At 50.9% G+C, this 26593-nt stretch carries 23 protein-coding genes; 12 read left to right on the forward strand and 11 right to left on the reverse strand.

What is annotated here, in order from left to right; translation table 11 throughout:
- Positions 1-78: 78 nt before the first annotated feature.
- From ACO0LD_RS17855 to ACO0LD_RS17865, 3 genes are all read right to left on the reverse strand, one after another.
- Positions 79-1002 (reverse strand): Tim44 domain-containing protein, encoded by a 924-nt coding sequence (locus ACO0LD_RS17855; RefSeq protein WP_423009194.1) that lies wholly within the window; start codon positions 1000-1002, stop codon positions 79-81.
- A gap of 58 nt (positions 1003-1060) precedes the next feature.
- Complete coding sequence (ubiE, locus tag ACO0LD_RS17860; RefSeq protein WP_423009196.1) at positions 1061-1795, reverse strand: bifunctional demethylmenaquinone methyltransferase/2-methoxy-6-polyprenyl-1,4-benzoquinol methylase UbiE; 735 nt, start codon at positions 1793-1795, stop codon at positions 1061-1063.
- Positions 1796-1985: 190 nt separating this feature from the next.
- The gene (locus ACO0LD_RS17865) at positions 1986-2918 is read right to left on the reverse strand and encodes a LysR family transcriptional regulator (RefSeq protein ID WP_423009199.1); all 933 of its coding nucleotides are present in this window, start codon (positions 2916-2918) and stop codon (positions 1986-1988) included.
- Between the two features lie 142 nt (positions 2919-3060).
- Here ACO0LD_RS17865 and ACO0LD_RS17870 point away from each other — a divergent pair, with 142 nt between their 5' ends.
- Positions 3061-4095 carry an NADP-dependent oxidoreductase gene (locus ACO0LD_RS17870; protein ID WP_423009201.1) on the forward strand — a complete coding sequence of 345 codons (1035 nt, stop codon included), beginning with the start codon at positions 3061-3063 and terminating at the stop codon, positions 4093-4095.
- A gap of 4 nt (positions 4096-4099) precedes the next feature.
- Positions 4100-4795, forward strand: coding sequence for a hypothetical protein (locus ACO0LD_RS17875; RefSeq protein WP_423009203.1), 696 nt, complete (start codon positions 4100-4102; stop codon positions 4793-4795).
- A gap of 715 nt (positions 4796-5510) precedes the next feature.
- Here the strand turns inward: ACO0LD_RS17875 and ACO0LD_RS17880 are convergent.
- The 4 genes from ACO0LD_RS17880 to ACO0LD_RS17895 all read right to left on the reverse strand — a co-directional run bounded on the left by ACO0LD_RS17880 (position 5511) and on the right by ACO0LD_RS17895 (position 10932).
- Entirely contained in the window at positions 5511-5930 is a 420-nt protein-coding gene (locus tag ACO0LD_RS17880; protein WP_423009205.1) for a gamma-butyrobetaine hydroxylase-like domain-containing protein, read from the reverse strand.
- On the reverse strand, positions 5927-6355 hold the full coding sequence (locus ACO0LD_RS17885; protein ID WP_423009207.1) for an HIT family protein: 429 nt from the start codon (positions 6353-6355) through the stop codon (positions 5927-5929). The genes ACO0LD_RS17880 and ACO0LD_RS17885 overlap by 4 nt, the downstream gene beginning before the upstream one ends.
- On the reverse strand, positions 6355-10329 hold the full coding sequence (locus ACO0LD_RS17890; RefSeq protein ID WP_423009209.1) for a DUF3683 domain-containing protein: 3975 nt from the start codon (positions 10327-10329) through the stop codon (positions 6355-6357). The genes ACO0LD_RS17885 and ACO0LD_RS17890 overlap by 1 nt, the downstream gene beginning before the upstream one ends.
- A gap of 291 nt (positions 10330-10620) precedes the next feature.
- Complete coding sequence (locus ACO0LD_RS17895) at positions 10621-10932, reverse strand: helix-turn-helix domain-containing protein (RefSeq protein ID WP_423009211.1); 312 nt, start codon at positions 10930-10932, stop codon at positions 10621-10623.
- Positions 10933-11250: 318 nt separating this feature from the next.
- Between ACO0LD_RS17895 and ACO0LD_RS17900 the strand changes: the two genes are divergently transcribed.
- Entirely contained in the window at positions 11251-12423 is a 1173-nt protein-coding gene (locus ACO0LD_RS17900) for a hypothetical protein (RefSeq protein ID WP_423009214.1), read from the forward strand.
- Between the two features lie 137 nt (positions 12424-12560).
- On the opposite strand, the gene ACO0LD_RS17905 is transcribed toward ACO0LD_RS17900, so the two are convergent.
- The 3 genes from ACO0LD_RS17905 to ACO0LD_RS17915 form a co-directional block, all read right to left on the reverse strand.
- Entirely contained in the window at positions 12561-13862 is a 1302-nt protein-coding gene (locus tag ACO0LD_RS17905; RefSeq protein WP_423009216.1) for an HAD family hydrolase, read from the reverse strand.
- Positions 13863-14099: 237 nt separating this feature from the next.
- On the reverse strand, positions 14100-14963 hold the full coding sequence (locus ACO0LD_RS17910) for a metallophosphoesterase (protein WP_423009218.1): 864 nt from the start codon (positions 14961-14963) through the stop codon (positions 14100-14102).
- Between the two features lie 6 nt (positions 14964-14969).
- Positions 14970-15461: a YqaA family protein gene (locus ACO0LD_RS17915; RefSeq protein WP_423009220.1), complete on the reverse strand. Its 492-nt coding sequence runs from the start codon at positions 15459-15461 to the stop codon at positions 14970-14972.
- 129 nt (positions 15462-15590) lie between these two features.
- Here ACO0LD_RS17915 and ilvA point away from each other — a divergent pair, with 129 nt between their 5' ends.
- The 7 genes from ilvA to rapZ all read left to right on the forward strand — a co-directional run bounded on the left by ilvA (position 15591) and on the right by rapZ (position 24034).
- Positions 15591-17141, forward strand: coding sequence for a threonine ammonia-lyase, biosynthetic (gene ilvA / locus ACO0LD_RS17920; protein ID WP_423009282.1), 1551 nt, complete (start codon positions 15591-15593; stop codon positions 17139-17141).
- Between the two features lie 29 nt (positions 17142-17170).
- Positions 17171-18016: an NADPH-dependent 7-cyano-7-deazaguanine reductase QueF gene (queF, locus tag ACO0LD_RS17925; protein ID WP_423009222.1), complete on the forward strand. Its 846-nt coding sequence runs from the start codon at positions 17171-17173 to the stop codon at positions 18014-18016.
- Positions 18017-18069: 53 nt separating this feature from the next.
- A complete protein-coding gene (locus ACO0LD_RS17930) occupies positions 18070-18663 on the forward strand; it encodes a hypothetical protein (RefSeq protein WP_423009224.1) in 594 nt (197 codons plus the stop codon).
- Positions 18664-18838: 175 nt separating this feature from the next.
- Positions 18839-21517 carry a sensor domain-containing phosphodiesterase gene (locus ACO0LD_RS17935; RefSeq protein ID WP_423009226.1) on the forward strand — a complete coding sequence of 893 codons (2679 nt, stop codon included), beginning with the start codon at positions 18839-18841 and terminating at the stop codon, positions 21515-21517.
- 102 nt (positions 21518-21619) lie between these two features.
- Positions 21620-22093: a PTS sugar transporter subunit IIA gene (locus tag ACO0LD_RS17940; protein ID WP_423009228.1), complete on the forward strand. Its 474-nt coding sequence runs from the start codon at positions 21620-21622 to the stop codon at positions 22091-22093.
- A gap of 117 nt (positions 22094-22210) precedes the next feature.
- Positions 22211-23152, forward strand: coding sequence for an HPr(Ser) kinase/phosphatase (hprK, locus tag ACO0LD_RS17945; RefSeq protein ID WP_162039741.1), 942 nt, complete (start codon positions 22211-22213; stop codon positions 23150-23152).
- 18 nt (positions 23153-23170) lie between these two features.
- Positions 23171-24034 carry an RNase adapter RapZ gene (gene rapZ, locus ACO0LD_RS17950; protein WP_423009231.1) on the forward strand — a complete coding sequence of 288 codons (864 nt, stop codon included), beginning with the start codon at positions 23171-23173 and terminating at the stop codon, positions 24032-24034.
- Between the two features lie 51 nt (positions 24035-24085).
- Here the strand turns inward: rapZ and ACO0LD_RS17955 are convergent, their stop codons facing one another.
- A complete protein-coding gene (locus ACO0LD_RS17955) occupies positions 24086-24655 on the reverse strand; it encodes a hypothetical protein (RefSeq protein ID WP_423009233.1) in 570 nt (189 codons plus the stop codon).
- Positions 24656-24738: 83 nt separating this feature from the next.
- Here ACO0LD_RS17955 and ACO0LD_RS17960 point away from each other — a divergent pair, with 83 nt between their 5' ends.
- Both ACO0LD_RS17960 and ACO0LD_RS17965 read left to right on the forward strand, forming a co-directional pair.
- Entirely contained in the window at positions 24739-25368 is a 630-nt protein-coding gene (locus ACO0LD_RS17960) for a hypothetical protein (protein WP_423009235.1), read from the forward strand.
- A 241-nt stretch (positions 25369-25609) separates the two neighbouring features.
- Positions 25610-26578: a phosphotransferase gene (locus ACO0LD_RS17965; protein WP_423009237.1), complete on the forward strand. Its 969-nt coding sequence runs from the start codon at positions 25610-25612 to the stop codon at positions 26576-26578.
- The last annotated feature ends 15 nt before the right edge of the window (positions 26579-26593 follow it).

Below are 26593 nucleotides of genomic sequence, written 5' to 3' on the forward strand. Positions count from 1 at the left end.
ATGTTACAGCGACGACGACAGTACTTCGTACGGCTAGGCGCTGTAAGGCCGCTGGAGCGGTTTTGCGTGAGTCCGTCATTACATTTGTTGGATACCGGCCAATACCCAACCACCCTGACCATTGACTGGCTTGGACAAATTCCAAACTTCATTGAAAGCTTCTGCAGGCGCATTGGCAGCTTCCTTGATCATGCCTGTGAACTTGATACTGGCCAGATAATCAGCACCCACGGTTTCTACACCCAGCATATCTGCATTCAAGGTTACGACATCGGTGACATTGGAAGATGCACCACGTTCCTGGATTTGCAGTTTCAGTTCAGCATACATTTCTGCTGTCGTGAATTCACGCAAATCATTGATGTCAGCCTTGTCCCATGCCGCTTGCAGGCGGATGAAATAGCTTTTTGCATTACGCAGGAAGCCTGGCACATCAAAGTCAGCCGGAATAGTCCAGTTGGCATTGGTGTCAGCATTGCCGCCTGAAGAAGCCGGGGCATTGTTTTGGAAAGCCATAGGTTGCGGTGTTAAAGGCGAAAGTGTTGCTGCGCCGGCAAACGCTGGCTGATTAAAACTGTTACCTAAGCTACTACCAGCACTCTGACCATTCTTGTTACGGAACAAGCGGATCACGAAGAAAATCGCAAAGCCTATCAAGACAAAGGTCAGCAAACTACCCAGCATGCTGGCAGCTGCGCCACCCAGGCCAAAATGCGACAAGGCTGCACCCAGCAAGGCACCACCGATCAAACCACCGGCAATACCCTTCCAGGGGATACCTGGTTTAGGTGGGGCTACTGCAGGCGCACCGGCAGCAGGCGCAGGCGCCGCTGCTGGTTTGGCCGCATTGGCTGGTGACGGCGGCGTAGCCTGGCGCGTCACATTGTTAGACTGACGACCTATAGAGCCGCCACCACCAAGACGCTTGGCTTCTGCGTCAGACACTGTCATTGCCATCGTACTTGCTACGACCAGCATGGCGATCAGAAACTTTTTCATCATTCGACTCCTGTTTGTTTCAAGGTTTACTTCAAGCTTATTTACTTCAGTACTTAAGTTGTCAGTACTTGATACCGGTGTGTAAAGCGGCCACACCTGCCGTCAAATTAAAATATTGCACACTGTCCAGCCCTGCTGTTTCCATCATCGTTTTCAGGGTTTCCTGATCAGGATGCATACGTATGGATTCAGCCAGATACTTATAACTGTCAGCATCGCCAGCTATCTTTTGCCCCATCCAGGGCAAGACCTTGAAAGAATACAGGTCATAAGGTTTTTGCAGGATTTCCGGTACTTTGGAAAATTCCAGCACCAGCAATTTGCCACCCGGCTTCAGTACACGTTGCATTTCTGCCAGTGCCTGATCCTTGTGCGTCATATTGCGCAAACCAAACGCCACGGTCACTCTGTCAAAGTAATTATCCTGGAAAGGTAATTTTTCTGCGTCACATAGTAAAGTGGGGGTGATCAAGCCCTTATTCAAGAGGCGGTCACGCCCTACCCTGAGCATGGACTCGTTAATATCGGTATGCCAGACTTCACCGGTCTTGCCCGCCTGACGCGTGAATTCCTTGGTCAAATCACCCGTACCACCAGCAATATCGAGCACCTTGAAGCCAGGGCGCACACCAGCCTGGGCAACAGTGAAGATCTTCCAGACCCTGTGCAAGCCAGCCGACATCATGTCATTCATGACATCATATTTGGCGGCGACAGAATGAAAAACCTCGGCGACCTTATGGACTTTCTGGTCTTCTTCTACGGTTTCATAACCAAAATGGGTGGTATTACTCATTTTCTTAGCCTTATCTTTACCAAAAGGGCAGGTTCGTCAATTCACCCTCACTGTACGGTCATATTGCCCCGCCCCTGCCAAATTCGCTATGTAACGGATTGTAGCCTATTCGCAGCTACAGTCTCTGCCTAATTCTTTGCTTCACTTATTTGCTTCATTTCTTTGCTTCACTCAGTGCCACCTGACAAAATCAAATTGCGCCAGCATGTACCGCCAGCTTACTGGCCAGTTCAGTTTGCCATCGTGCAGCGTTTTTTTCGTTCCAGACCAGATGGACTTCTTCACTGCATTGAAAACCGCAGTCAATCACCTCCAGTCTGCGCAATTCTGTATCTGTCAGGGCAAAATCTGGCAAATAAGCCAGTGCCTGCCCCGATTTGACCATGGACAGCAATAATTGCAAATCGTCTATCCAGTAGCGTATTTTGCGCGGTAACTGATCATCGCGCCAGCCATCTGACAAATTGCCACGCTGTTTGCCGCAAAATAATGAGCGCGAAGGGCTGACAAAATCATATTCCAGCGCCTGCTGGCTACTGATCTGCAGGGGCTGATTGCCATCACTGGCATCGGGTCTTTCAGTTACCAGTGGATGCTGCAAGCCAGCCAGTAGTTGCAGATGCAATGCCCCCAAAGGCGTACTGACCCAGTTTGCCGACCAATGGCCGCCGCGCCCATGCAAGACCTCACTGGTCACCAGCGCATTATTGACCTCACCGCGCTCCAGTGCGGCCAGGGCTTCGTCTTCATACATGCTGGTCAGGTGTATTTCTGCTTCAGGATAGTTTGCCATAGCTTGCCTGAACTGTTCTGCATGCCGCCACAGCAAAATAGCTGGCCCGGCAACGCGACAACCGACGCTGGCTTGCTCACCACTGACATCTGCCTTGGCCTGATCTGCCATGGCCAGCATATTGCGGGCAAATTCCAGCATGCGCTGGCCACTGGCATTCAGGCTGAGTTGCTTCGCAGAACGATCAAACAAGACCGTATCCAGATCGCCCTCCAGCCTGCGCAAGGCTTTCGACACTGCCGATGGTGTCAGATGCAATTCCTGCGCTGCCATTCCTAGTGAAGGTTGCCTTGCTACACAGGCAAAGATTTTCAGGTCTATCAGATTCATATTACTTAAGTTTTTTAATTAAATTTCCAATTTGGACATTAAAAGTGAATTTATATTGCTTTACGAGACATTTTATCAGTTCTAAGATGTAAGCATCTCCTTTTCTCATCTACTTTCATCTACTTCTATCTCTGAACTCACCATGACCAACACTGAAAATGTCGTACACCAGCAATGGATATACAGCCGCCATCCAACTGGCATAGTCAGCGATGAACACTATGAATTGCGCAGCCAGCCCCTGGATACCTCGCTGGACCGTGATGAGGTATTGATAGCCGCCAGCTATATCAGCGTTGACCCCTACATGCGCATCAACCAGTCATCCAAACCCACCTATAACCCGGAACCGCATCCGCTCAATACCGTGCAGGTCGCTGGGGTAGTCGGCCAGGTGCTGGCATCGAATGCCGCCAGCCTCAAAGCTGGTGACTGGGTATTTGGCATGACAGGCTGGCAAAGCCATGCGCGCGTGCATGTCAGCGCGCTGACCAAAATCGACCCGACCATTGCCCCAGTCTCCACAGCGCTGGGCGTACTCGGCATGCCGGGTCGCACCGCCTGGTTTGGCCTGACCGAGGCAGGCAAACCACATGCCGGTGAAGTAGTCGTGGTATCCGGTGCAGCCGGTGCAGTTGGTTCATTGGTCGTACAATTCGCCAAACGCCATGGCGCAAAAGTATTGGGTATCGCCGGTGGCGCAGAAAAATGTGCGTGGCTGACAGACAAGCTCGGAGCAGATTGGGCAATTGATTACAAAGCGTTTAACAATGACGAGACATTGGGCCAGGAAATATTCAAGCTAACAGGCGGTGTCGATGTGTATTTCGATAATGTAGGCGGCATGGTCACCGATGCCATCCTCCCCATCATCAAACGCCGCGCCCGCATTATCGTCTGCGGCCAGATCAGCCAGTACAACGGCGGCCTCGACGTGCCAGAAATGGGCCCGCGCCTGTTGCAACACATGCTCTACCAGCGCGCCACCATACAAGGCATACTGGCGCGCGATTACCTGCACCGCATGGATGAAATGCTGGCCATCGTCTCACCCTGGGTCAAGGCAGGTGAGCTGGTGTTTGAAGAAACCATCATCGACGGCTTTGAACAATTGCCAAGCGCCTTGAATTCTTTATTCACCGGCGAACATCGCGGTAAATTGCTGGTGAAGGTGTGAAGCAATGAGACGTTTATTATCTTTATTCCTGTTCAGCTTTTGCTTCATCTTCAACGCCCACGCCGAAAACAAACACGGCCCTACCTGGGGCGTACACGGCATGCTTTTATTCGGCAACAGCGAAGGCATGTATGTCTCGCACCTGCCCATGTTCCATACGCCGCATGATTATCAGGTCGTCTTGCAGATACGCTGTCTTGATCAAAAGCTGGATGCTGCAATCAAAGCCAGGCTGGAACAAAAACTGGTCTTGTGGAGCATGGAACCAGAACAATTCGAAATTGCCAGACTGGCTGCAGACAGCAAAACACCACTGAAACAGTTCAAGGCCAATATCGTACTTGGTCATTTTGAACAGGGTGGCAAGGTCGAGTACAAGGATGTGGCTGTCGTCGTGGAAAAGACCCTGATCTTCCGCCAGTTATCGCCGCAAATGCGTAACAACAATCAGGCTGTTTATCATCAGATAGGTAATGGCTCGCAACGCTTTCTGTTGAAGGAAATTGATAGCCGCCCTGACTTTGATCATGTGCTGGCGATCAGTGTGCCTGCGGCTACGGCGAGGGCTGATGTGGTGGTGAAGAAGACGGGATTGCAGGCTGTGAGTGATGGGGAGTTTTTGCAGGTCTTGCAGGGTAAGGTGGATAAACGGGCTGGTGTGAAGGGGACGATTTATCTTGATAGAGCGGATTTGGAGTAGGCGACCAAGCTGGGCACACGCTACTCAGCAGCACACATATTAGCGTCGGTTTTGAAGTTGGTGTTGATGTGGATTTTGAAGCTGATGTTGCTTTTGACTTTCCGCAGTTCCCATGTGTCGACGCCGTTTGTGCGGTACAGAAAATGGATTAAGAAGGACCGCTGTTTGACGTGTAGCAGGGGCTTCGAAGTGCATGCACTTCGCCTGCGTAACGGCAATCGCTTGCAAGCGATTGTGCGCCCTGCAAGGGAAGCGAGTTTCGGGCATTTCCCATTTTTTGTACCGCACAAACGGGAACCCCGAAGGGGCGACGACGCCTGGGTCGCCTTTTTGGCATACCTTTTTGGCGAACAAAAAGGTATGTAGCCGCCGGTCTACCACCGGCCTGCGATCTTAAATAACATATACAGGGAGCTAAAAAGCGAATTCAGAAATATCGTTTCATTTTTTTAACTGTGCGTTAATCGAAGGCTGAGTGTTGGGCTGATGAGGCGTAGCCCAACCTACGTTCTACCAACCTGCAATCGTAAATTAACGAATGCAATCATCGATAAAATCGACTCGTAAAATCGCACGATTCTGAGATTAATAAACTACACGGCATACTACGAACGCCACTAGATTCCTGCCTGCGCAGGAATGACGTTAATATGAGTATGGTTTATCAAAAGGTGGTAGTGCCGGTCTAAATCTGAGACATGAGATCGACGTGCCCTCAATGCTTAGTCCCACAACTCCCCCCACCTTTCACCGGCATAGGCGCATCCCGCCCCGTCTCTCCCGCAAACCCCGCCGCCTGCAATTTCTCCAGATATTCCTGCCAGACCTGAGCCTGGTTTTCACCCAGCCAATGCAGATAATCCCAGGTAAAAATCCCTGAGGTATGCTGGTCAGAAAAGATGGGCTTGATCGCATAATTACCGACTGGTTCTATGCCAACAATGCCGACATCGCGCTTGCCGGTTTGCAGCGTCTCCTGCCCCGGCCCATGGCCACGCACTTCGGCAGATGGCGAAGACACCCGCAGTAATTCAAACGGCAAGGAAAACTCCTTGCCATCATCAAAAGCGACTTCAAGCACCCGCGATTGGGTGCGGGCATTCAGGGACGTTGGTTGTGGGTTACCTATGCTCATGATGCGAAATTCGAAATAATGGTTTGCCTTAATTGCGGCAACAAGTTGCGACGCGCATCCAGTGCAGGTTGCTCAACCGCATCGCTGCGCGCAGCCGCCCAGATCGGGTTAGGGAAATGCGCATCATCGGTGTAGCGCGGGATCAGATGCCAGTGCAGATGCGGCACCATATTACCCAGGCTGGCGACATTCATCTTGTGCGGCTGCATGACTGCACGTATAGCCGCTTCGACCTTCCAGACTGCCTGCATGAAAGTATTCCTGTCTGCCTCGGACAGATCAGTCATTTCCTTCACATGCGCATTCCAGATGACGCGGCAAAAACCGGGGTAGTTGGCATCATCAACCAGGATGATGCGTAACTGATCTGTGCTGACGAGGATATCGCCAGCACTGGCATTACATAATTCACACGCAATGCTCATTACACCAGCACCCTTTCTATACCACCGTTATTGGCTTTGGCGACATATTCCGGCATCCAGTTTGGTCCCAGGATATGCTTGGCCATTTCGACGACGATATAGTCTGCGGTCGTGCCAGAATCTTCATCGTAGCGCGTCAAGCCTTGCAAACAGGCCGGGCAGGATGTCAGGATTTTGACGTCGCCGGTAAAGCCGTCAGCCCGCAGTTTGTCCGCCCCCTTGTTCATTTCTTCTTCCTTGCGGAAGCGTATCTGGGTAGAGATATCAGGACGCGATACGGCCAGCGTACCCGCTTCACCGCAGCAGCGATCATTCTTTTCTATCTTGACTGCATCAACCGTGGTGATCAGCGCATTCACCGTTTTCAAGGGGTCCTGCAATTTCATCGGTGTATGGCAAGGGTCATGATACATATAACGCGTCCCGTTCACTGCCGCCAGCTTGACGTCTTTTTCCAGCAGGAATTCATGGATGTCGATAATGCGGCAGCCGGGGAATATCTTATCGAATTCATAGCCCTGTATCTGGTCATAACAGGTGCCGCAAGAAACCACGACGGTCTTGATATCCAGATAGTTCAGGGTGTTGGCCATGCGATGGAACAGCACGCGGTTATCGGTGATCATCTTCTCGGCCTTGTCGAACTGGCCGGCACTGCGTTGCGGGTAACCGCAGCACAGGTAACCTGGTGGCAGCACGGTTTGTACACCGACATTCCACAGCATTGCCTGGGTTGCCAGACCAACTTGCGAGAACAGTCTTTCTGAACCGCAGCCAGGGAAGTAAAACACGGCTTCAGTATCTGCTGTCGTCGTTTGCGGATTGCGGATGATGGGAACCATCTTGTCATCTTCAATATCCAGCAAGGCACGCGCAGTTTTCTTGGGCAGATTGCCCGGCATTTTCTTGTTGATGAAGTGGATCACCTGCTCGCGTATGACAGGCTTGCCCAGGCTGGCAGGCGGAGCCTTGGTTTGCTTCTTGGCGAGCTTTTTCAACACCGTATTACCGAGGCGCTGTGCCGCCACACCCCAGCCAAAAATCACCTGACGTGCTGCCTTGATGGTGGCCGGGTCTTTGGCATTTAAAAAGAACATGGCTGATGCGGTGCCAGGGTTGAATGACTTCTTGTCCATCTTGCGCAAGAGATTGCGCATGTTCATCGACACATCACCAAAGTCGATATCGACCGGACAGGGCGTCACGCATTTATGGCAGACCGTACAGTGGTCAGCCACATCTTCAAATTCTTCCCAATGCTTGATGGAGATGCCACGGCGGGTCTGCTCTTCATACAGGAAGGCTTCTACCAATAATGAAGTGGCCAAAATCTTGTTACGTGGCGAATACAGCAAATTGGCGCGTGGCACATGGGTGGCGCAAACAGGTTTGCATTTGCCGCAACGCAGGCAGTCCTTGACGCTATTGGCGATCGCACCGATATCGCTTTGCTGCATGATCAGCGACTCATGCCCCATCAGGCCAAATGAAGGCGTGTAGGCATTGCGCAAGTCGGCAGCAAAGTCAGGCAGATTCAGCAGCTTGCCCTTGTTGAAACGGCCTTCTGGATCGATGCGTAATTTATACGAACGGAAATCCTTGATCTCGTCTTCAGTCAAGAATTCCAGCTTGGTGATGCCTATGCCATGCTCGCCTGAGATAACACCATTCAGCGAACGGGCCAGTACCATGATGCGAGCAACAGCATGGTGCGCCACTTGCAGCATTTCATAATCGTCAGAATTGACTGGCAAGTTGGTATGCACATTGCCGTCACCGGCATGCATGTGCAGAGCCACGAAGACACGGCTGCGCAAGACTTTCTTGTGCACGGCCACGCATTCATCAAGTATCAGCTTGAAGGCAGAACCACTGAAAATCTGACGCAGTTGTGCACGGATTTCTGTCTTCCACGATACGCGCACTGTCCTGTCTTGGACGATGGAAAATACAGTCACATCCGGCTGCTGTTGCATTCTTTCATCGAAGACGAATTCCAGCTTGTCCAGACCCAGCTCCAGCAATTCTGCCTTGGCTGCGCTCAGTGGCTTGTCGAGATTATTCAGCAAATAAGTCCAGCGTGCTTCTGCTGCCTGCAGCAAGACATTGGCTTCGTTGACGCGGTCTTCCAGCAATTCAGACGCGGGGATATCATCGCCTGCAGCATCTTCACTCTTGCCCAGCGGCAGATTGCGCTTCGCGAAGAAAGCTTTCAAGGCATCGAGCAAGGCCAGCTTGTTTTGTATCGACAATTCTATGTTGATGCGCTCTATGCCATCGGTGTATTCACCCATGCGGTTAAGCGGAATTACCACGTCTTCATTGATCTTGAAGGCATTGGTGTGTTTGGAAATCGCAGCCGTCTTGGCACGGTCCAACCAGAATTTCTTGCGTGCCTCAGGGCTGACGGCCACAAAGCCTTCACCGACGCGGGTATTGGCAATGCGTATGACTTCAGACGCGGCCTGGGCCACGGCGTTTTCATCATCGCCGACGATATCACCGAACAGTGCCATCTTGGGCAAGACGCCGCGCTTGGATTTGGTCGTATAGCCGACAGCACGCAGATAGCGTTCATCCAGATGTTCGAGACCTGCCAAAATAGCGCCGCCCTTGCGGGTTTCGTTATCGAGGTAATCCTTGATTTCTACTATGCTTGGTATCGCATCACGTGCCTGGCCAAAAAATTCCAGGCAGACGGTGCGGGCAAACTTGGGCATCTTGTGCAAGATCCAGCGGGCCGATGTAATCAAACCATCGCAACCTTCTTTTTGCACACCTGGCAAACCCGCGAGGAACTTGTCGGTCACATCCTTGCCCAGGCCTTCTTTGCGGAAGACGCGACCCTTGATATCGAGTTGCTCGGTCTTGAACGGCTGCTTCTCGCCAGGGTGTGTCCATTCGAGTTTGAACTTCGCCAATTCCACATCATGGATTTTGCCGAGGTTATGCTCCAGCCTTGTTACTTCCAGCCAGTCACCGTTAGGATCAACCATGCGCCATGAGGCCAGGTTGTCGAGCGCGGTGCCCCACAATACCGCCTTCTTGCCACCTGCATTCATGGCGACGTTACCGCCTATGCATGAGGCTTCGGCAGAGGTTGGGTCAACGGCAAATACAAAACCGGCTTTTTCAGCTGCGTCCGACACGCGCTTGGTGACCACACCCGCACCTGAATAGATAACCGCATAATCACGGTCAACGCCAGGCAGGCGCGTCATTTCGACTGCGCCCAGTTGTTCCAGTTTTTCTGTATTGATGACAGCCGACAAAGGCGTCAGCGGTATCGCACCGCCGGTATAACCTGTGCCACCGCCACGCGGGATAATGGTCAGGCCCAATTCTATACAGCTCTTGACGAGGCCAGCCATTTCATCTTCAGTGTCGGGCGTCAGCACGACGAAGGGGTATTCAACGCGCCAGTCGGTTGCATCAGTCACATGCGATACACGGCTCAGGCCATCGAACTTGATATTGTCTTTTGCGGTGAAACGCGCCAGCAGCTTGCTGGCCTTCTTGCGCAAATCATAGGTGTCGCGGAAATCCTTGGAAAACGCTGCCACCGCCTTGCGGGCAGCCTGCACCAGGGTTTCCACGCTATTGCTGCGCTCGGTATCTTCATCATTGGCGGTACTCAGGCGGCGCTTTTCTACCTCGGCCAGCCTGTGGTTCAGCGCGTCGATCAAATCCTGCCTGCGCTTGGGATTATCCAGCATATCGTCTTGCAGATAGGGATTGCGCTGCACGACCCAGATATCACCCAGCACTTCATACAGCATGCGCGCAGATCGCCCGGTCTGGCGTTTGCCGCGCAATTGATCGAGCAATTGCCATGCATCTTCACCTAACAGGCGGATGACGATTTCGCGGTCGGAAAACGAGGTGTAGTTATAGGGAATTTCCCGCACGCGGGTCGGTGTTGCGCCTTGGGGTGCATCTGCGAGCAAGGCCTGTATCTGGGCTGGAGCATTCATCAGTGACGTGGTTGGACGGATTTTTAAAAGTCCATTCTAACTTATTGCGATGCACCACGCGCCAACAGCCTTGAAGTTTATACGGTAATGAATGGTGATTGTGGCAATTTTCCGAATGGAATTTGGCAAAAACCTATAGAAATGTCGTAAAAGTGGATAAATTACAAAATCATCACAATTAGAACTGTACAAAAGTTGGGCAGGAGAATTTGATTTACATCGTTTGTCGTATTTTACACCTGCCCGCAGACCAGACAGTGATCGTTTGAGACAAAATAGAAAAAATGGAATTTAAGCCAACACTTCCAATCCCTTGCGGTCCACCAAATTCAGCAGCTTTAGTGAAGGGCCGTTAGGATGTTTTTGACCCTGCTCCCACTTTTGCACTGTCGAAGGGCTGGTGTTGAGGTAGGCAGCAAACACAGCCTGGCTAGCCTTTACGCGCAAGCGCAGATGTTTGATCTGTTCGGCCGTGTACTCTTGCACTGGTGGCAGGCATAGAGCATCAAACTCGCGCATAGTAGTAGCATCCATTACTCCAGCGGCATGCAAACCTTGTGCGGTACCGTGCAGCACGTCGAGTAACTTGCCACGTTTGCTCACGGCTTCTCTCTTTCAGTTCTATAAGCTCTTGTGCCAGCATCGCTTTAGACACACTTTTTGACCACATACCCCCTAGGTAAGCATCAATTAAACCCAGCCTCCAGCCCTGATGATGCGAATTATTTGATCACACATTTGAGTGCCCGCGATCATTCAAAACATCAGCGCAATTTGCCAAGTCTGACAAAAAATCCCGCGCAACAGACAAATCCCAGATTTTTGCATATGAAATATTTTGTTACAATGCTGCCGCTATCTGCGATTGAAATAACAAATCGTCACCATGCTTAAGTCAAGCAATCACCGATCACGAACAATATGAAACTAACGCACGCAACAACTCTCTCTCTGACTCTTCTTTTATCTGCCTGTGGTGGTGGCAGTGGCGGTAACAGTCCTATAAACAATACCGCCGTTGTTAACACTGGGACTAGTACCGGAACTAGCACGAGCACGGGTACTAATACGGGTACTAATACGGGTACTAATACGGGTACTAATACGGGTACTGGTACTAATACGGGTATTACCACTGGTACGGTGACGGCCTATGGCTGCACAAACAAGTTTGGAACCACCTGGACAGAAATTGATGCAGCAAAGAACGTACCCTATTTCAGTATCGTTGTGTATGGCAATGGCTTGTTTTTAGGCATGGGTTATGGAGATACCCTGGCAAGCACAGATGGTGAAAATTGGAGCAAGGTAAGCAATGCCTCCACCAACAGTCCAAACATCGCCTATGGTGGTGGAAAGTTTGTAAAAGTTGGCAAGGCAGGACTCAATTTCACTCAGTTGATTGCCTCCGTCACCAGCGATGGCGTGAAATGGGAAGACATATTAATCTCAGATGGCATCAACAAGTCTGCGCAGGCCGTACCAGTTTTTGCCCCTGTAGATATTACTTACGGTAATGGCAGGTTCGTAGTAGTCGGCGAAAACGGTAATATCATCTGGAGTGTCGATGGCAGGAACTGGAATATAGCAGCCAGTCTGGCTAACACAAAAGTAATGGGATTAGCATGGGTCGCCTTTGCCAATGGCAAATTCTTTACTTACGGCACTGGAAGTAAAAATCAGCTCAGTGTCAGCAGCGACGGCAATACCTGGCAAACACAAGGAATCACCAGTGATGAAGGGTTTCCTACCGATAGCATCACTGGGATGCAATATGTCAACGGCAAGTATGTAGCGATAGACACCAAAGGTGTGATTGCTTACAGCACTGATAGCATTAGCTGGAAAATCGGATACAGGGGCCGAGGTAGTACTCCTGTGCATGGCAACCAGATGGTCGCAGGTGGCGGGCAAGTCATGGCCGTTGATTATGCAAGCGTTTTTGTAGCCGATGACCACGCAGTCGTCTACAGTTGCGATGGTGTGCATTGGGACAAAACCGCAGCACCGCATGCCAACGTCACCTACATGATTGCTATTGGGGACAATGTAGCGGTGCGGTCTTCAGGCAAGATGGCATTTTCCAGACGCTGATCAGAACAGCCTGAAAGAAAATAAGAGACTGTAAGAGACTGACTAAAATTACTCTGGATTTCCGCAATTAGGAAAGCTGCTTGTTATCAAGGATATCTGCGGAAAGCAGTATGCAACCTTCCGCAGTTTCAATACAGTTAACCCAGCAATGCAGGCGCAGTCTTGCCGTATTTCAGGGTAGTCTCTACCGGCAACCAGTTACCCGTAGATTCCTGGCGGCCTTGCAGCAGGAAGCGTGGATTGGCTTCTTTGGCAGCATCAGCAGCAGCCTTGGACAATTCACCGATCTTGCCTTTTTTGAGGCGGTTCACGACCAGGCCGATTTCTGTTTCTTTGAAATCGCGCAGCATGTCGTAGTCACCATCACTGTCGCCAGCAACAAATACCGGGCCGTAGCCTTTTTTGGCAACCAGTTCACGTTTGATGACGACGGTCTTGCCCGGGCCCCAGTTCAAAGGCCAGTCTTTACGGTAGGCATTTTTGTAGACATCACCGTTTTGTTCCAGACGCAGGCCCAGGACGTTTTCACGTTGTACGTGGTAGCCATATTTTGGATTGGTCGCGAATACGGCAACCACATCTTCCAGTGATGCTGTGCTGACATAGACGTCAAAACCGTTTTGACGGAAAGTGTTCATCAATGTCGCCACTTCTGTACACAGGCGTATGCCGTGGAAGTGGGCAGTCGTGATGACACCAGCCACACCAGGCAGGGATGCCGGGCTGCTGTATTTGACTTTGCTCAGACCCATGCCCAGATTGGCGTCATTGGATGCTTCTGCCAGTGCGCTGACTTCGGCAACTGTCATGTTGGCAAAGAAGTAGATCACCCATGGGTAACCAACGTTCACGCCATGCGTGTCATTAACGGCTTCATACAGGAAGTAGAGCTTGGCGCGGAAATCCTGGAATTGTGCAGTTTCGACGATTTCTTCGAGGCTGCGGCTACCGGCCATGCCTTTGTAGTTGGTATGCAGATAAGCGTAGTCACTGTCGAGGTCAGTACATACGCTTTCCAGATCCAGTTGCTTGCCAGCGGCATTTTTATAGTCGGCAGTGAAATTACCAACCGGTACATTTTGACGTATGGTGGCAGAGAATTCTGGCGGGCTCAGCTTGAATGCCAGGTGATTGATCTGGTACATCAGCAAGGCTTCTTCGCAGTCATTCATGATGCTGGTGTTGTCCCAGTCGAACACGGCGTAAGGTTTGCGCTTGGCAGAGTAGGTCTTGCTGCTATTGCCATGCTTGGCAATCAGGGCGGCAACCAGGTCACGGTTGCGTGGTGACCATTTGGCGCTGTCCAGAAACACTGCTGGTGCTGCAGCGGCCGGTTTTGCCAGAGCGGGGACTGCCAGGGTTGCGCCTGCAGCTGTTGCGACCAGTCCTTGCAAAAATCCACGGCGTGGTTGTTTATTTGTGAGCTTATTATCTTGCATTTAATTTCCTTAATTTCCTAGTATTGCGCATGCTTTGCCGCATGCAAGAGCGGGTATTTTTATCAAAAAGCCATCTTGAAAATACAAAACTTGAGTCGTGAAGCTTCGTGCCTATGCGTTCTTTCCGGCAAGCATTATAGTCAAACATTGTGACATCCCTGCATGCGATATAAAAATTTTCAGCAAACTTGTCTATACATTATTTTCTAAATGCATTTGCACACGCATTCCTCGCAATTAGTGTTCTACTCCATCAAGCGCAGAATGCAAATGGCATAAATGCACTTCCGATGGTGCGAATAGGCGTATAGGCAAATCACTCATGCCTATGCCCTGGGTAGTCAACAGTTGACGCCCGTCTGGCAAGGCAAACAAGCCCCGTGCAAAACGACGCTCACCCGAGCCTGGCGGCAAGACCAGCGGCTTGCCACCAGGCGTGGCGATTTGCCCGCCATGGGTATGGCCGCAAAAAGCAATTTGAAAATCATGCCCAGCCACATGCTTGAGGCCCAGCGGCGAATGCATGAGCAACAAACGCACATCACTTGCCTCGGCAAAAGTCTGTTCTGCATCAGGCATGCCGACACCTGGTTCATCCAAACAGCAAATCGAAATTGCATCAAAAGGGGCAGGCAAGCGTGTGTTTTGATTGACCAGGACCCGGACACCTGCATCCTTGAGGCAATTGCTGATATACACATCATCCAGCCACAAGTCGTGATTACCCATGACGGCAAACTTGGGGGTAGCAGGATTGAGCAAACCCAGTGGCTTGCGCAGATGCCGCATATGTCTGGCATGCAACGAGACGAAGTCGCCGCCAAACAGGATGACATCCGGTGCAAAATCAGCAATGGTGGCAAATGCCTGCTCCAGCAAACGCGCATCCGTCAGCGGGCCTGCATGCAAGTCTGAAATGAAAGCCAGCTTGCAGTGAAAGCCTTCCGGCAGGGGCAGGTAAAAATCACGCCTGTCGATGTGCAAACCACCTTGCAGCTTCAGCGCATAGGCAATGCGCGCTGCCCAGTTTTCTTGATAGAAAGCGGCTTCCAGCCCTTCACCTGCACGCCGCCACCAGCCATAGTATTTACCTCTGCCCATGTCTGATCAGAAGATGAAGTTGGCGATCTTGGACCAGACGCCTTCTGGCACTTTCAATAACAGCCAGGTGATGACGATATAACGCAGGCACTTTCCCACTGCCATGTAAAACACACTGGGCCAGAATGGCATGCGCAACCAGCCCGCCAGGGTACAGATAGGGTCGCCGATGCCGGGCAGCCAGGCCAGCAGCATGGTCTTGGGGCCAAAATGCTGTAGCCAGCGGTACCAGTAGCTTTCACGCTCACGGTCAAAGGCCTGTTTGGCGGCATACCCCATGCCATAGTCGACCATGCCACCCAGGGTATTGCCTATGGTGGCGACGATGATGACTTGCCAAAAAATTGCCGGGTTGGCCTTGATGACGGCAAATACGGCAGGTTCTGAGCCTAATGGCAACAAAGTGGCCGAGATAAAGCTGATGAGGAATACCGAACTCAAACCAATTTCAGGCAGTGCCAGAACGCTTAATAACCAATGGACTGCGGCTTCTATCATCGTGGTTTGATATGGCTGTAAAAGGCATACATTATAATGGCGCCGGTAATTTGAAATCAGTAAGCACGAATTTAGTTATAAGTTAGCCCTAAATTAGCCTGAAATCAGGCTTAGATCAGCAATTCAACTATAAATAAGACATCCATGAGCACCGATTATCTGAAGAAGATCCTGACAGCGCGCGTCTATGACGTCGCATTTGAAACCCCGCTGGAATACGCTACCAGCCTGTCGGCTCGCATGGATAACCGAATTTATTTCAAACGCGAAGACATGCAAAGCGTGTTCAGCTTCAAGCTGCGCGGTGCTTATAACAAGATTGCCCATCTCACGCCAGCGCAACTCAAGCGCGGCGTCATCTGTGCCTCGGCAGGTAACCATGCCCAGGGCGTGGCCCTGAGTGCCAGCAAAAAGGGTTGCAAGGCTGTTATTGTCATGCCGACCACCACGCCGCCTGTCAAGATTGATGCCGTGCGCACTCATGGTGGTGATCTGGTTGAAATCGTCCTGTTCGGTGATTCCTACACCGATGCTTACGGCCATGCGCTGGAACTGGAAAAGAAACGCAAACTGACCTTTGTCCACCCTTTCGATGACCCGGACGTTATCGCTGGCCAGGGCACGGTTGGTATGGAAATCTTGCGTCAGCATGCTGAACCCATTCATGCGATCTTTGTCGCCATCGGCGGTGGCGGCCTGATCTCTGGCGTGGCTGCTTACGTCAAGGCGGTGCGCCCGGATATCAAGATCATCGGTGTGCAGACGACTGATTCAGATGCCATGGCGCGCAGCCTGAAGGCTGGCAAACGCGTGACCCTGACAGATGTTGGCTTGTTCTCAGATGGCACAGCCGTCAAGCTGGTGGGCGAAGAAACCTTCCGTCTGGCCAAGCTGTATGTAGATGAAGTGATTACGGTTGACACAGATGCCGTCTGCGCCGCCATCAAGGACGTGTTCCAGGACACCCGCAGCATACTGGAGCCTGCTGGTGCATTGGCCGTAGCTGGTTGCAAAGCCTATATAGAACGCGCCAAGGCCAGCAAGAAGCCGCTGAAGAATGAAACGCTGGTCACCATCGCCTGCGGTGCCAACATGAACTTTGACCGCTTGCGCTTTGTGGCCGAGCGTGCCGAAGTAGGTGAAGCGCGTGAAGCCGTATTTGCCGTGACCATACCGGAAGAGCGCGGCAGCTTCCGCCGTTTCTGTGAATTGATAGGCGCGCGTAACGTCACAGAATTCAATTACCGCATCAGTGATGAAAAAGCCGCACATATTTTTGTCGGCATACAAGTACACGATAAGCTGGAATCTGGCAAAATTGCCAAGAATTTTGAAAAGCACGGCTTTGCCACCCTGGACCTGACGCATGATGAGTTGGCTAAATTGCATATCCGCCATCTGGTTGGCGGCAAGAGCAGCCTGGCCAAGGATGAATTGCTGTACCGCTTTGAATTCCCTGAACGCCCGGGTGCTTTGGGGCGTTTCTTGAACAGCATGGCACCGAACTGGAACATCAGCCTGTTCCACTATCGTAACCATGGTGCAGATTACGGCAGAACTTTAGTTGGTTTACAGGTTCCAAAGAAAGAAATGAAGGCTTTCCGCGAATTTTTGGCGACCCTGGGTTACCGCTATTGGGATGAAAGCAAGAATCCCGTTTATCAATTATTTTTGGGCTGATCCAGCCTACCCAAGTTATCACAGACAACATGACAGATTCCGCACCAAGTACGCCCGAACATTCATTATTAGGCAAACCCGCGACCTACAAGTCCGAATACGATGCCAGCCTGCTGTTCCCTATCTCCCGCGCCGGAAAAAGGGAAGAGATAGGGCTGACCAACAGCCTGCCTTTCTTTGGTGTGGATATCTGGAATGCCTATGAAGTGTCCTGGCTGAACATGCGCGGCAAACCGCAGGTGGCGATTGCCGCCATCACGGTACCGGCAGATTCACCGAATATCATAGAATCGAAGTCATTCAAGCTTTACCTGAACTCTTACAACCAGACCCGTCTGGCAGGCACTGATGCTCTGGTCAGCTTGTTGCAGGCTGATTTGTCTGCCGGTTTTGGGGCGGCGGTACAGGTCAAGCTGACGACGCCAGACCAGTTCGGCAAGCTCGCCATGTATGAGCTGCAAGGGCAGCTGCTCGACAGACTCGATATTGAAGTCGACAGCTATACCCCTAATCCTTCAGTGCTGAGCGCAAGCTTTGATGAGTCGCCGGTAGAAGAAACCCTGATCTCGCATTTGCTGAAGTCCAACTGCCTGGTCACTGGTCAGCCAGACTGGGGCAGTGTACAAATCCATTATGTAGGCCCGCAAATCAACCAGGAAGGCCTGTTGCAGTATTTGATAGGCTTCCGTGACCATAATGAATTCCACGAGCAATGTGTGGAACGCATTTTTGTCGATATCATGCGCCACTGCAAACCGCAGAAATTGTCAGTCTATGCACGGTATACCCGTCGCGGGGGGCTGGACATCAATCCATGGCGCAGCAATTTCAGTACGGGCCAGGGTCCGGACAACCGCCGGAACGCTCGCCAATAAACTTGGCCGTTCCTCCTTGCTTCTATTTTTTGTATCCATTTGTAACCATCATTATGCTGAAGTTTAAAAATTTCTCTTCATGTGCCGCCTTGTGCGCATCCAGTCTCGTGCTGAGCATGTCTGCCCAGGCACAAATTACGACCGAATCCCCCCCTGAAGAAATGGGCTGGTGGGATAGCGCCAAAACCAAGGTCAATAAAATTCTTGATGACGGCGACTTGTCCTTGATGGTGGCTGGCCACACCCACCATGGCCGTGGCACTTACACTAAGGAAAGAATTGCAGAGTTGAATGAAAATACCTGGGGCCTGGGCTTTAGCAAAGCCATACGTAACCAGAAAGACAATGAAGAATCAGTCTATGCCATGATGATTTCTGATTCACACTTCAAGCCGCAACCTATGGCAGGCTATGCCTATCAATGGATGCAGCCACTGGGTGACAAGGTCGAAGTTGGTGGCGGCCTGACCGGCGTGCTGATCAGCCGTACTGATTATTTTGGTGGCTTCCCCTTCCCTGCCATCCTGCCTATTGCCTCCATAGGCACACGTAGCACCAAGCTGATGGCAACCTATGTACCGCGTTTTTCCAAAAACAAGGGTAATGGCGACGTACTATTCCTGTTTGTCCGGTTTGACTTGAAGTAAAAGTCTGACGACATTCAGGCTCAATAATTACCGCTTCCCAGGGTTGATGCAGTTGAGGCATTTTTTCGTCAGCCCTGGGTCATATGTTTTTAATATGCTAGCGAATTACCATCATTGTCCTAAGAACTTGCTTGATGTAAAGTAGCCAGACTTATTCGCTTTATAGATTGTCGTCGTGATAATTCCGGTCCCGTTTTCAAACACTAGCACACGCGAGCCTGTCGCCAGTCAAGACTGGCATATGGCCTTGCTGGAACATAATCCGGACGCGATGTATGTATTGATCGACGACAACCTGGTGTACGCCAATCCTGCAGGTGCAGAACTCATGCATGCCGGTGACCCGCAACAATTGATTGGCCTGAAGCCTGAAGCCTTCTTGCATGGACGGCATCATGAAGGTGCCAGGACCATACTGCAGAAATTGCGGCAGGATGGTGCACAAAGCAAGCACACCTGCCAGTGCATACGCCTTGATGGCCAATTGCTTGATATAGAAGTCCGGGCTACGCAATTCAGTTTCAATGAACAAACCGCCATCTTGCTGACGGCGCGTGAAATCTCTCCCCGCAGCAGTTCCCGTTCCAGCGCCACCGTCACCGCATTACCTCTCATCGATCAAGTCCGTTACAAATCCAGCCGCGTCCATGAAGCCCTGCATCACGAGAAAGAAATTCTCGAGATGATCGCGCTCGACAAACCGCTGACCGACATCCTGGAAGACGTTTGTGATCGTATGGAAAGGTTGCTCGACAATGGTGCCCTGTGTGCCATCACGCTGTATGACGCCAGCACCCAGCAACTGAGTTTTGGTGCCGGGCCTTCGCTGCCAGACGGCTTTTGTGCCCTGCTCAGCAATGTGCCTGTCGATACCAGTTCAGGCTCAGCCTCGGCGGCGATTTATTACAACCGCACCACAATCGTGCAGGATATTGCCGTCAGCCCGCTGTGGAAGAATTTGCGTGAACCGGCACTGCGCTATGGCTTGCGTTCCTGCTGGTCACTGCCCATTACTACCGCCTTCAACACCCTGCTCGGTACGGTAGACGTGTATCACCAGATGGTGCACAGCCCGAATGAAGATGAGCAGGCCATGATGATGGATGCCTGTGACCTTATCGGCCTGGCCATCGATAAAAAGAACATGGAACAAAGCCTGGAGGAAAGCGAAGAACGCTATCGCTCCGTGGTCACCAATCTCAGTGAAGGTATCATGGTGATAGGCCCTGACGGCCATATCCTGACCTGCAACCCCAGTGCCCAGCGCATTTTGAAGATAGAAGATATCGCCACCGTAGGCAGGCGTCATCGTTATTTCAAAAACATACTCGGTGACGAGGGGCAATCCATACGCATGGGCGATGACCCGGCCTCAGTCGTGTTCCGCAGCAAAACCGCGATACTGAATTTATCCATGGGTGTGGAGTTGCGTGATGGCTCCATCGTGTGGTTGCTGGTGAATGTACTGCCCATCAATAAAAAAAGTAGTGCCTCGGTTTCTGCCGTGCTGATTTCATTTACCGATACGACAGAAGTGCGCGAGACGCAAAGGCAGTTGCATTTCATGGCATCTTACGATGCCCTGACCGGCTTGCCGAATCGCCATCAACTCAATCAACGCCTGGTCAAGGCACTGGCTGGTGCCAAGCGCACCCAGCACCGCCTGGCTTTGTTGTTCCTTGACCTGGACAGGTTCAAGAACGTCAATGACACCGCTGGTCATGCCGCTGGTGACACGCTCTTGCGCGATGTATCTTCACGCCTGAGTTCTTGCATACGCACTACCGATATGCTGGCCCGTCTGGGCGGTGATGAATTCGTCATCGTTGCCGAAGCCTTTGAAGACGCCATGCAACTCAAGGATCTGGCAGAACGCGTGCTGGCCCGCATGCGCGATCCTTTCGTGATTGACGGCAATGAATATCACCTGGGTACCTCGATAGGCATTGCGGTTTATCCGCATGATGGTGAAGACGGCCCCACACTCATGCGTTGTGCTGATTCAGCCATGTACCATGCCAAGGAATCTGGCCGCAATAATTACCAGTTCTTCACGACAGAACTCAACGTCCGCGCCCAGCACCGCTATGCGCTGGAAACCAATCTGCGCCGCGCGCTGACGGACAATGAATTCCTGGTGTATTACCAACCCAAGATTTGCCTGAGCACCTCGCGCATAGTCGGTGCAGAAGCCCTGATACGCTGGCAAATGCCGGACGTGGGCCTGGTGCCACCGAATGAATTCATCCCCATTTCTGAAGAAATCGGTCTCATCCTGCCACTGGGCCGCTGGATTTTGCGCCAGGCTTGCCTGCAAACCCATTTATGGCGTGAACAGTATTCACCCGACCTGGTCATCAGCGTAAATATCTCACCCAAGCAATTCCAGGACCCAGGCTTGCCCAAGTACATAGAACAAGTCTTGCACGAAATTGGCTTGCCTGCCTCTGCCCTGCAATTGGAAATCACTGAAGGCTTGTTGATGGGTGACATAGACTTGCTGCTGCCAGTCTTTGATGCGATCAAAAAGCTGGGCATCAGTATTTCGCTTGACGATTTCGGCACAGGCTTCTCTTCTTTATCTTATTTGCAACGTTTTCCTATCGACAATCTCAAGATAGACCGCTCTTTCATCCGCGATATTCCGGGCAACCCTGATTCCGTTGTACTTACGCACGCTATCATCGCCATGGCAAATGCATTAGGCATGAGCGTCACTGCAGAAGGTGTGGAAAAAGCCGACCAGATGTTCTTCCTGGCTGACTCTGGCTGTCAGGAGATGCAGGGCTTTTATTTCAGCCAGCCGCTACCTGTTGATAAATTTGAAAAATTACTGAGAGACAACGTTCGTTAAAAGTGTTGTCAAGTTTTGCGCATATCAGCCAAAAGAAGCCTATAATTTGTCAAAACCTAATTTTGTGCATCGCACCATTTCGCTGTAAAACGATCTTGCACCATGACGAATATTGCAAAAATCCTGCCTCTAAACAACGTATTACTGGATCTGGAAGTCTCCAGCAAAAAAAGAGCATTTGAACAGGCCGGGCTGTTATTCGAGAATAATTGCAGCATAGCGCGCTCGATTGTTTCTGATAACCTGTTTGCCCGTGAACGCCTGGGCTCTACTGGCCTCGGTCATGGCGTTGCCATCCCGCATGGCCGCATCAAGGGCTTGAAGGCCCCGATTGCCGCCCTGGTCAGATTAAAAGAGGCCATTCCCTTTGAATCGCCAGACAGCCAGCCAGTCAGCCTGCTGATCTTTTTGCTCATGCCTGACAATGTCACGCAACAGCATCTGGAAATCTTGTCTGAAGTGGCAGAGATGCTATCGAATGAAGTTTTCCGCGACACGCTCAATACTGAAGTCAGTGCCGCCGCGATTTATGAAAAAATCATGGCATGGCGCCCCAACCTGCCGGGCACAGCGTGATTGTTCTTGCTGAGACTGCCAGGTTTGCAGGCATCCAGTAACGCTCAGGCTTTTCCAGTAATCCCCTGATTCCCCAGCCAAACAACCAAGACATCGTCAGATTCGACCTAAATAGCCATGCCATCATTGACAGAACTCACGGTACAAAAAATCTACGACGATAACCGCGACACCATGCAACTGGGCTGGTTTGCCGGTTTTTCTGGCGCAGACAAGCAAATCACGGGCGATGCCGCATCTTCTGCCGACCAGGTCGGGCATTTGAACCTGATCCACCCTGGCCGCATACAGGTGCTGGGGCATCAGGAACTCTCGTATTACAACCGCCTGTCGAATGCCTCACGCAATAACCTCATGCGCGAACTGGTGGCCGGTGCACCACCTGCCCTGATCGTTGCGCAAGGTCTGGAATCGCCACCGGCATTTCTGACGACCTGCGACGACAATAATATCCCGCTGTTTTCAACGCCTTATCCATCAGCGCAAGTCATTGATTACCTGCGCGTCTACCTGTCGAAAAAACTCGCGCAAAAAATCACCATGCATGGCGTCTTCATGGACGTGCTGGGCGTGGGTGTTTTGATCACCGGTGAATCCGGTCTCGGTAAAAGTGAGCTGGGGTTAGAGCTGATTTCACGCAGCCACGGCCTGGTGGCTGATGATGCCGTCGAATTTTCGCGCATCGCCCCGAATATGATAGAAGGCCGTTGCCACGAACTCTTGCAAAACCTGCTGGAAGTGCGGGGCCTGGGCCTGCTTGATATCAAGACCATTTTTGGCGAAACCGCAGTACGCCGCAAGATGCGTCTGAAACTCATCGTGCATCTGGTACGCCGCAGTACCTTGGAAGAAAATTACGAACGCCTGCCGATAGATTCGCAGACTGAAGAAGTGCTGGGCCTGCCCATCAGAAAAGTCGTCATCCCGGTTGCTGCAGGCCGCAATATCGCGGTTCTTCTGGAAGCAGCTGTGCGCAACACCATCCTGCAATTACGTGGTATTAATACGCTGGAAGACTTCATGGAACGTCAGCGACGTGCCATGGAAAACGGCGACTAAATACCTGCTAAGTACCCTATGGAAATCCTGCTCATCTCTGGTATCTCCGGCTCCGGCAAATCGGTGGCCCTGAATGTAGTTGAAGATGCAGGCTACTATTGCGTCGATAATCTGCCGCCCAGCCTGCTGGCTGACCTGGTCAATACGTTAACCAAAGAAGGCATACCTTCCGCCGCCATCGCCATCGACAGCCGCAGCGCGAACTTGCTGACCAGCTTGCCAGATTCGATCAACACCCTGCGCACTGAAGGCCACGACGTCAAAGTCCTGTTCCTCACCGCCAGTACAGAATCCCTGGTCGCCCGTTTTTCAGAAACCCGCCGCAGCCACCCGCTGTCACACCGGCTTGGCCTCGACAAAGAACCCGGCGACAGACTCAGCCTGACCGAATGCATACAGGAAGAACGCGAAATCCTCTCAGGCATACAACTGGTCGCCCACGTCATCGACACCAGTGACCTTAGCGCCAACAAGTTGCGCGCCTGGGTCAAGGACGTCATCCAGATAGGTCACACCCCGCTGACCCTGATGTTTGAATCCTTCGCCTTCAAGATAGGCGTGCCGCTGGACGCCGACTTTGTCTTCGACGTCCGCATGCTGCCCAACCCTCACTACGACCCCATCATGCGCCCACTGACAGGCCGTGATGAACCCGTGATCCAGTTCCTCAAAGAGCAACCGATGGTCGATGAGATGTTTGCCGACATCCAGCAATTCATCGCCAAATGGCTACCCGCCTTCAAACGCGACAACCGCAGTTATCTGACCGTAGCCATAGGCTGCACAGGTGGCCAGCACCGTTCGGTCTACATGGTGGAAAAACTCGCTGCGCATTTCAAGGCGCAGGAGCAGGTGTTGGTCAGGCACAGGCGGTTGAGTTAGGGCAGTTTTATACGCTAAAGTTATGGCCTCGTTGAACCGCAGCTACCAATTCTATTTATTGATAGCTTTTTTAAAGTCCTGGTCAGAGAAAAGCGTCTTTAACAACTTTTGAACCATATATTTATATTCAGATATAGCTCTTGATATCGCCACATCACCACTAAAGGCAGATTCAAAATTATGCTTGACGCTTTTTACCTTATCAAATTTAACAAGCCCATTTGATTTGACAACAAACTGTACTTCCATGATACCAAGGCCTGGGTCAAAGACCGGGATTGTCATATCATTTTTTCTCAAAATCCCAGATATTTCAATCGCACTTTTCTGATCAAGTTGATTTGACGCTGTCAATTCGGTTTTTAATGCTTCTTCCAGATAGGTACTAAAAGACTCTTGATATGGGGAGTGCATTCTGCCCCCTCTTAAAGCTACAGGGTTCGCATTTTCAGTATCTTTAGCGTTACCGAATTCACCAACTTTGACTTTACTGGCACCCGCGTCTTCCAATAATTGCGCATTAACTTGCGATGAAGTGTAAGGCGGAGCCACCAAGGCACAACCAGACAAGACAATGCTGGCTAAAAAAAGAGAAAAATATTTCATTTGTTTGATAATCATAAGTCAATTGAAGGAATTTAATTGGTGCGATAATAGCATTGATTATCTATCCAGCCGACATAGATCCACACTGTTACGACCAAATGAAAAGATCAAATAAAATTACTCAATTCAAATTTCTATCAACAATCTTTTTTTCATTTTTCTTGCTGAGTGGATGCAGCACAACTTATGAATTTAAAACAACGCGCCTTGAACAACAAGTAAACATCAGAGGAAAAAAATTGTATGTTTATTCTTTTCTCGATGTAAGGGAAAATGATTTAGGCATGAATTTAATAGCTCATTTTGACTCTGGTTTAATCAAAGAACTGGCTATTCATGAAGTGAGTGCAAAAGTATTGCCATTTCGAAGTAGCCGGATCGGCAGTGATTATTCATTTACGCAAAGAGGTATGAAGATACCAGTCAATGAATCAATCCAGGACAATGTCCGGGACGAGAGCCGATTCCAACCTAACTACAGGTTAGTTGTCTTTCCAGCTCAGGTTACTACTGCCGTCACCTATGCAGCATCCTCTCACGTTCAGTCGTCGCAAATCACTTGGCAATTATTTGATGCTACGACAAACACTCTTATTTGGTCCGGTACATTAGCTGAAAGTTCAGCAATGAGCGGGAGAGGACGATCAGATGACTCAACTGGAAAAGAAAGAGCAGCAGATATCATTACTAAGTTTATCAACGCCCTGAAAAAAGATAATCTGCTTTAACTAATGGAAGATGTGCCGTTAGCTAAAATACTGCATGCCGTACTTATCCTCTTTGACAAAGTAAGATTAGCTTTGCGTAATCACTCGTATGTCGTGCATCAAATAACAACTGTTATCTAAACGCATCATGCAACGGGGACAATTTACGGCTATTGGCATGAGTACGATTATGCTGTGTCAATCATTCAGTAATATCAATGTCATTTACTGCGACCAAGAAATTCTCTTTACATAAGATCCAATGTCAATAGTCCTCAATTGCCTGCCACAAAATCTAGACAACCCTGCTTGTAACGACTTCATAGCAAATGCGCCTTTAACAACCTGGGGACCTGTGCTGGAGCATCTGCAAAAAACATTCAACCTGCCTGCTGGCCCGTGGGAGAAAATCCCCCTGGGTGCGAATGCCCTGTTCGGATTGGGTGAGCAAGTGATAGTCAAACTCGTACCGCCGAACTGGCGGCGGCAGGGTGACAAAGAAATTCTGGTTGCACCGCTGCTGGAGGACAAGCTGTCCTTGCAGACACCCAGGCTTATCGCCAGCGGTGAAATCGATCACTGGGTATTTGTGATCTCCAGCCGCTTGCAAGGCACTTTGCTTGCGGACATCTGGCCGTCCCTGGATATTCAACAGAAGCAATCCATCATGATGCAAACTGGGCAAGTCTTGCGAGAAATTCGCAGTGTCCGCTTTGATGTAGACATTGCCATCAAGGTGGATTGGCCAGTGTATATCCGCGACTTGATAGACGGGTGCATGGCGAGACATCAACGCAGGAAAATGCCGGAAGGTTTGCTGACCCAAGTCATACCCTATATTGAAGCCGCAGGAGATTTTTCCATGGCGGGCGACTTGCGCTTTATTCACATGGATGTCCACCCGTGGAACCTGATGGCAAAGCAGGAACAGGGTCTATGGAAGTTGAGTGGCTTGCTCGACTTTGGTGATGCCATCGTCGGCAATAATGACAAGCTCGAACTCTTGACACCGATGATCTTCATGGCACAAGGTAATCCCTTGCTGCTTCAAGCGCTGCTGGAAGCTTATGGTGAATTCGATGAAGTCAGCTCATCTACCCTGCAACACCAACTGACTGCCTATATGCTGATCAGGCCTGACTCTGATGTGACATTTTGCATGCAGCAAGTGCCAAGCAGCGGACCTCGTGACACTTGGGAACAAGTTGCTGTGCAGATGTTCCCGGTGTGAGGCCGGAAAAATCCC

Source organism: Undibacterium sp. Ji83W (genome assembly GCF_049340385.1).
In the GTDB taxonomy this organism is placed as follows: Bacteria; Pseudomonadota; Gammaproteobacteria; order Burkholderiales; family Burkholderiaceae_D; genus Undibacterium.

Coding starts and splice junctions, on each gene's coding strand:
- rapZ (WP_423009231.1), top strand. CDS start 23,171: ATGGAAATCCTGCTCATCTCTGGTATCTCCGGCTCCGGCAAATCGGTG.
- ACO0LD_RS17915 (WP_423009220.1), bottom strand. CDS start 15,461: ATGATAGAAGCCGCAGTCCATTGGTTATTAAGCGTTCTGGCACTGCCT.
- ACO0LD_RS17890 (WP_423009209.1), bottom strand. CDS start 10,329: ATGAATGCTCCAGCCCAGATACAGGCCTTGCTCGCAGATGCACCCCAA.
- ACO0LD_RS17960 (WP_423009235.1), top strand. CDS start 24,739: ATGAAAAGATCAAATAAAATTACTCAATTCAAATTTCTATCAACAATC.
- ACO0LD_RS17865 (WP_423009199.1), bottom strand. CDS start 2,918: ATGAATCTGATAGACCTGAAAATCTTTGCCTGTGTAGCAAGGCAACCT.
- ACO0LD_RS17910 (WP_423009218.1), bottom strand. CDS start 14,963: ATGGGCAGAGGTAAATACTATGGCTGGTGGCGGCGTGCAGGTGAAGGG.
- queF (WP_423009222.1), top strand. CDS start 17,171: ATGACAGATTCCGCACCAAGTACGCCCGAACATTCATTATTAGGCAAA.
- ACO0LD_RS17965 (WP_423009237.1), top strand. CDS start 25,610: ATGTCAATAGTCCTCAATTGCCTGCCACAAAATCTAGACAACCCTGCT.
- ACO0LD_RS17875 (WP_423009203.1), top strand. CDS start 4,100: ATGAGACGTTTATTATCTTTATTCCTGTTCAGCTTTTGCTTCATCTTC.
- ACO0LD_RS17905 (WP_423009216.1), bottom strand. CDS start 13,862: ATGCAAGATAATAAGCTCACAAATAAACAACCACGCCGTGGATTTTTG.
- ACO0LD_RS17880 (WP_423009205.1), bottom strand. CDS start 5,930: ATGAGCATAGGTAACCCACAACCAACGTCCCTGAATGCCCGCACCCAA.
- hprK (WP_162039741.1), top strand. CDS start 22,211: ATGCCATCATTGACAGAACTCACGGTACAAAAAATCTACGACGATAAC.
- ACO0LD_RS17940 (WP_423009228.1), top strand. CDS start 21,620: ATGACGAATATTGCAAAAATCCTGCCTCTAAACAACGTATTACTGGAT.
- ACO0LD_RS17855 (WP_423009194.1), bottom strand. CDS start 1,002: ATGATGAAAAAGTTTCTGATCGCCATGCTGGTCGTAGCAAGTACGATG.
- ACO0LD_RS17930 (WP_423009224.1), top strand. CDS start 18,070: ATGCTGAAGTTTAAAAATTTCTCTTCATGTGCCGCCTTGTGCGCATCC.
- ACO0LD_RS17900 (WP_423009214.1), top strand. CDS start 11,251: ATGAAACTAACGCACGCAACAACTCTCTCTCTGACTCTTCTTTTATCT.
- ubiE (WP_423009196.1), bottom strand. CDS start 1,795: ATGAGTAATACCACCCATTTTGGTTATGAAACCGTAGAAGAAGACCAG.
- ACO0LD_RS17885 (WP_423009207.1), bottom strand. CDS start 6,355: ATGAGCATTGCGTGTGAATTATGTAATGCCAGTGCTGGCGATATCCTC.
- ACO0LD_RS17870 (WP_423009201.1), top strand. CDS start 3,061: ATGACCAACACTGAAAATGTCGTACACCAGCAATGGATATACAGCCGC.
- ACO0LD_RS17955 (WP_423009233.1), bottom strand. CDS start 24,655: ATGATTATCAAACAAATGAAATATTTTTCTCTTTTTTTAGCCAGCATT.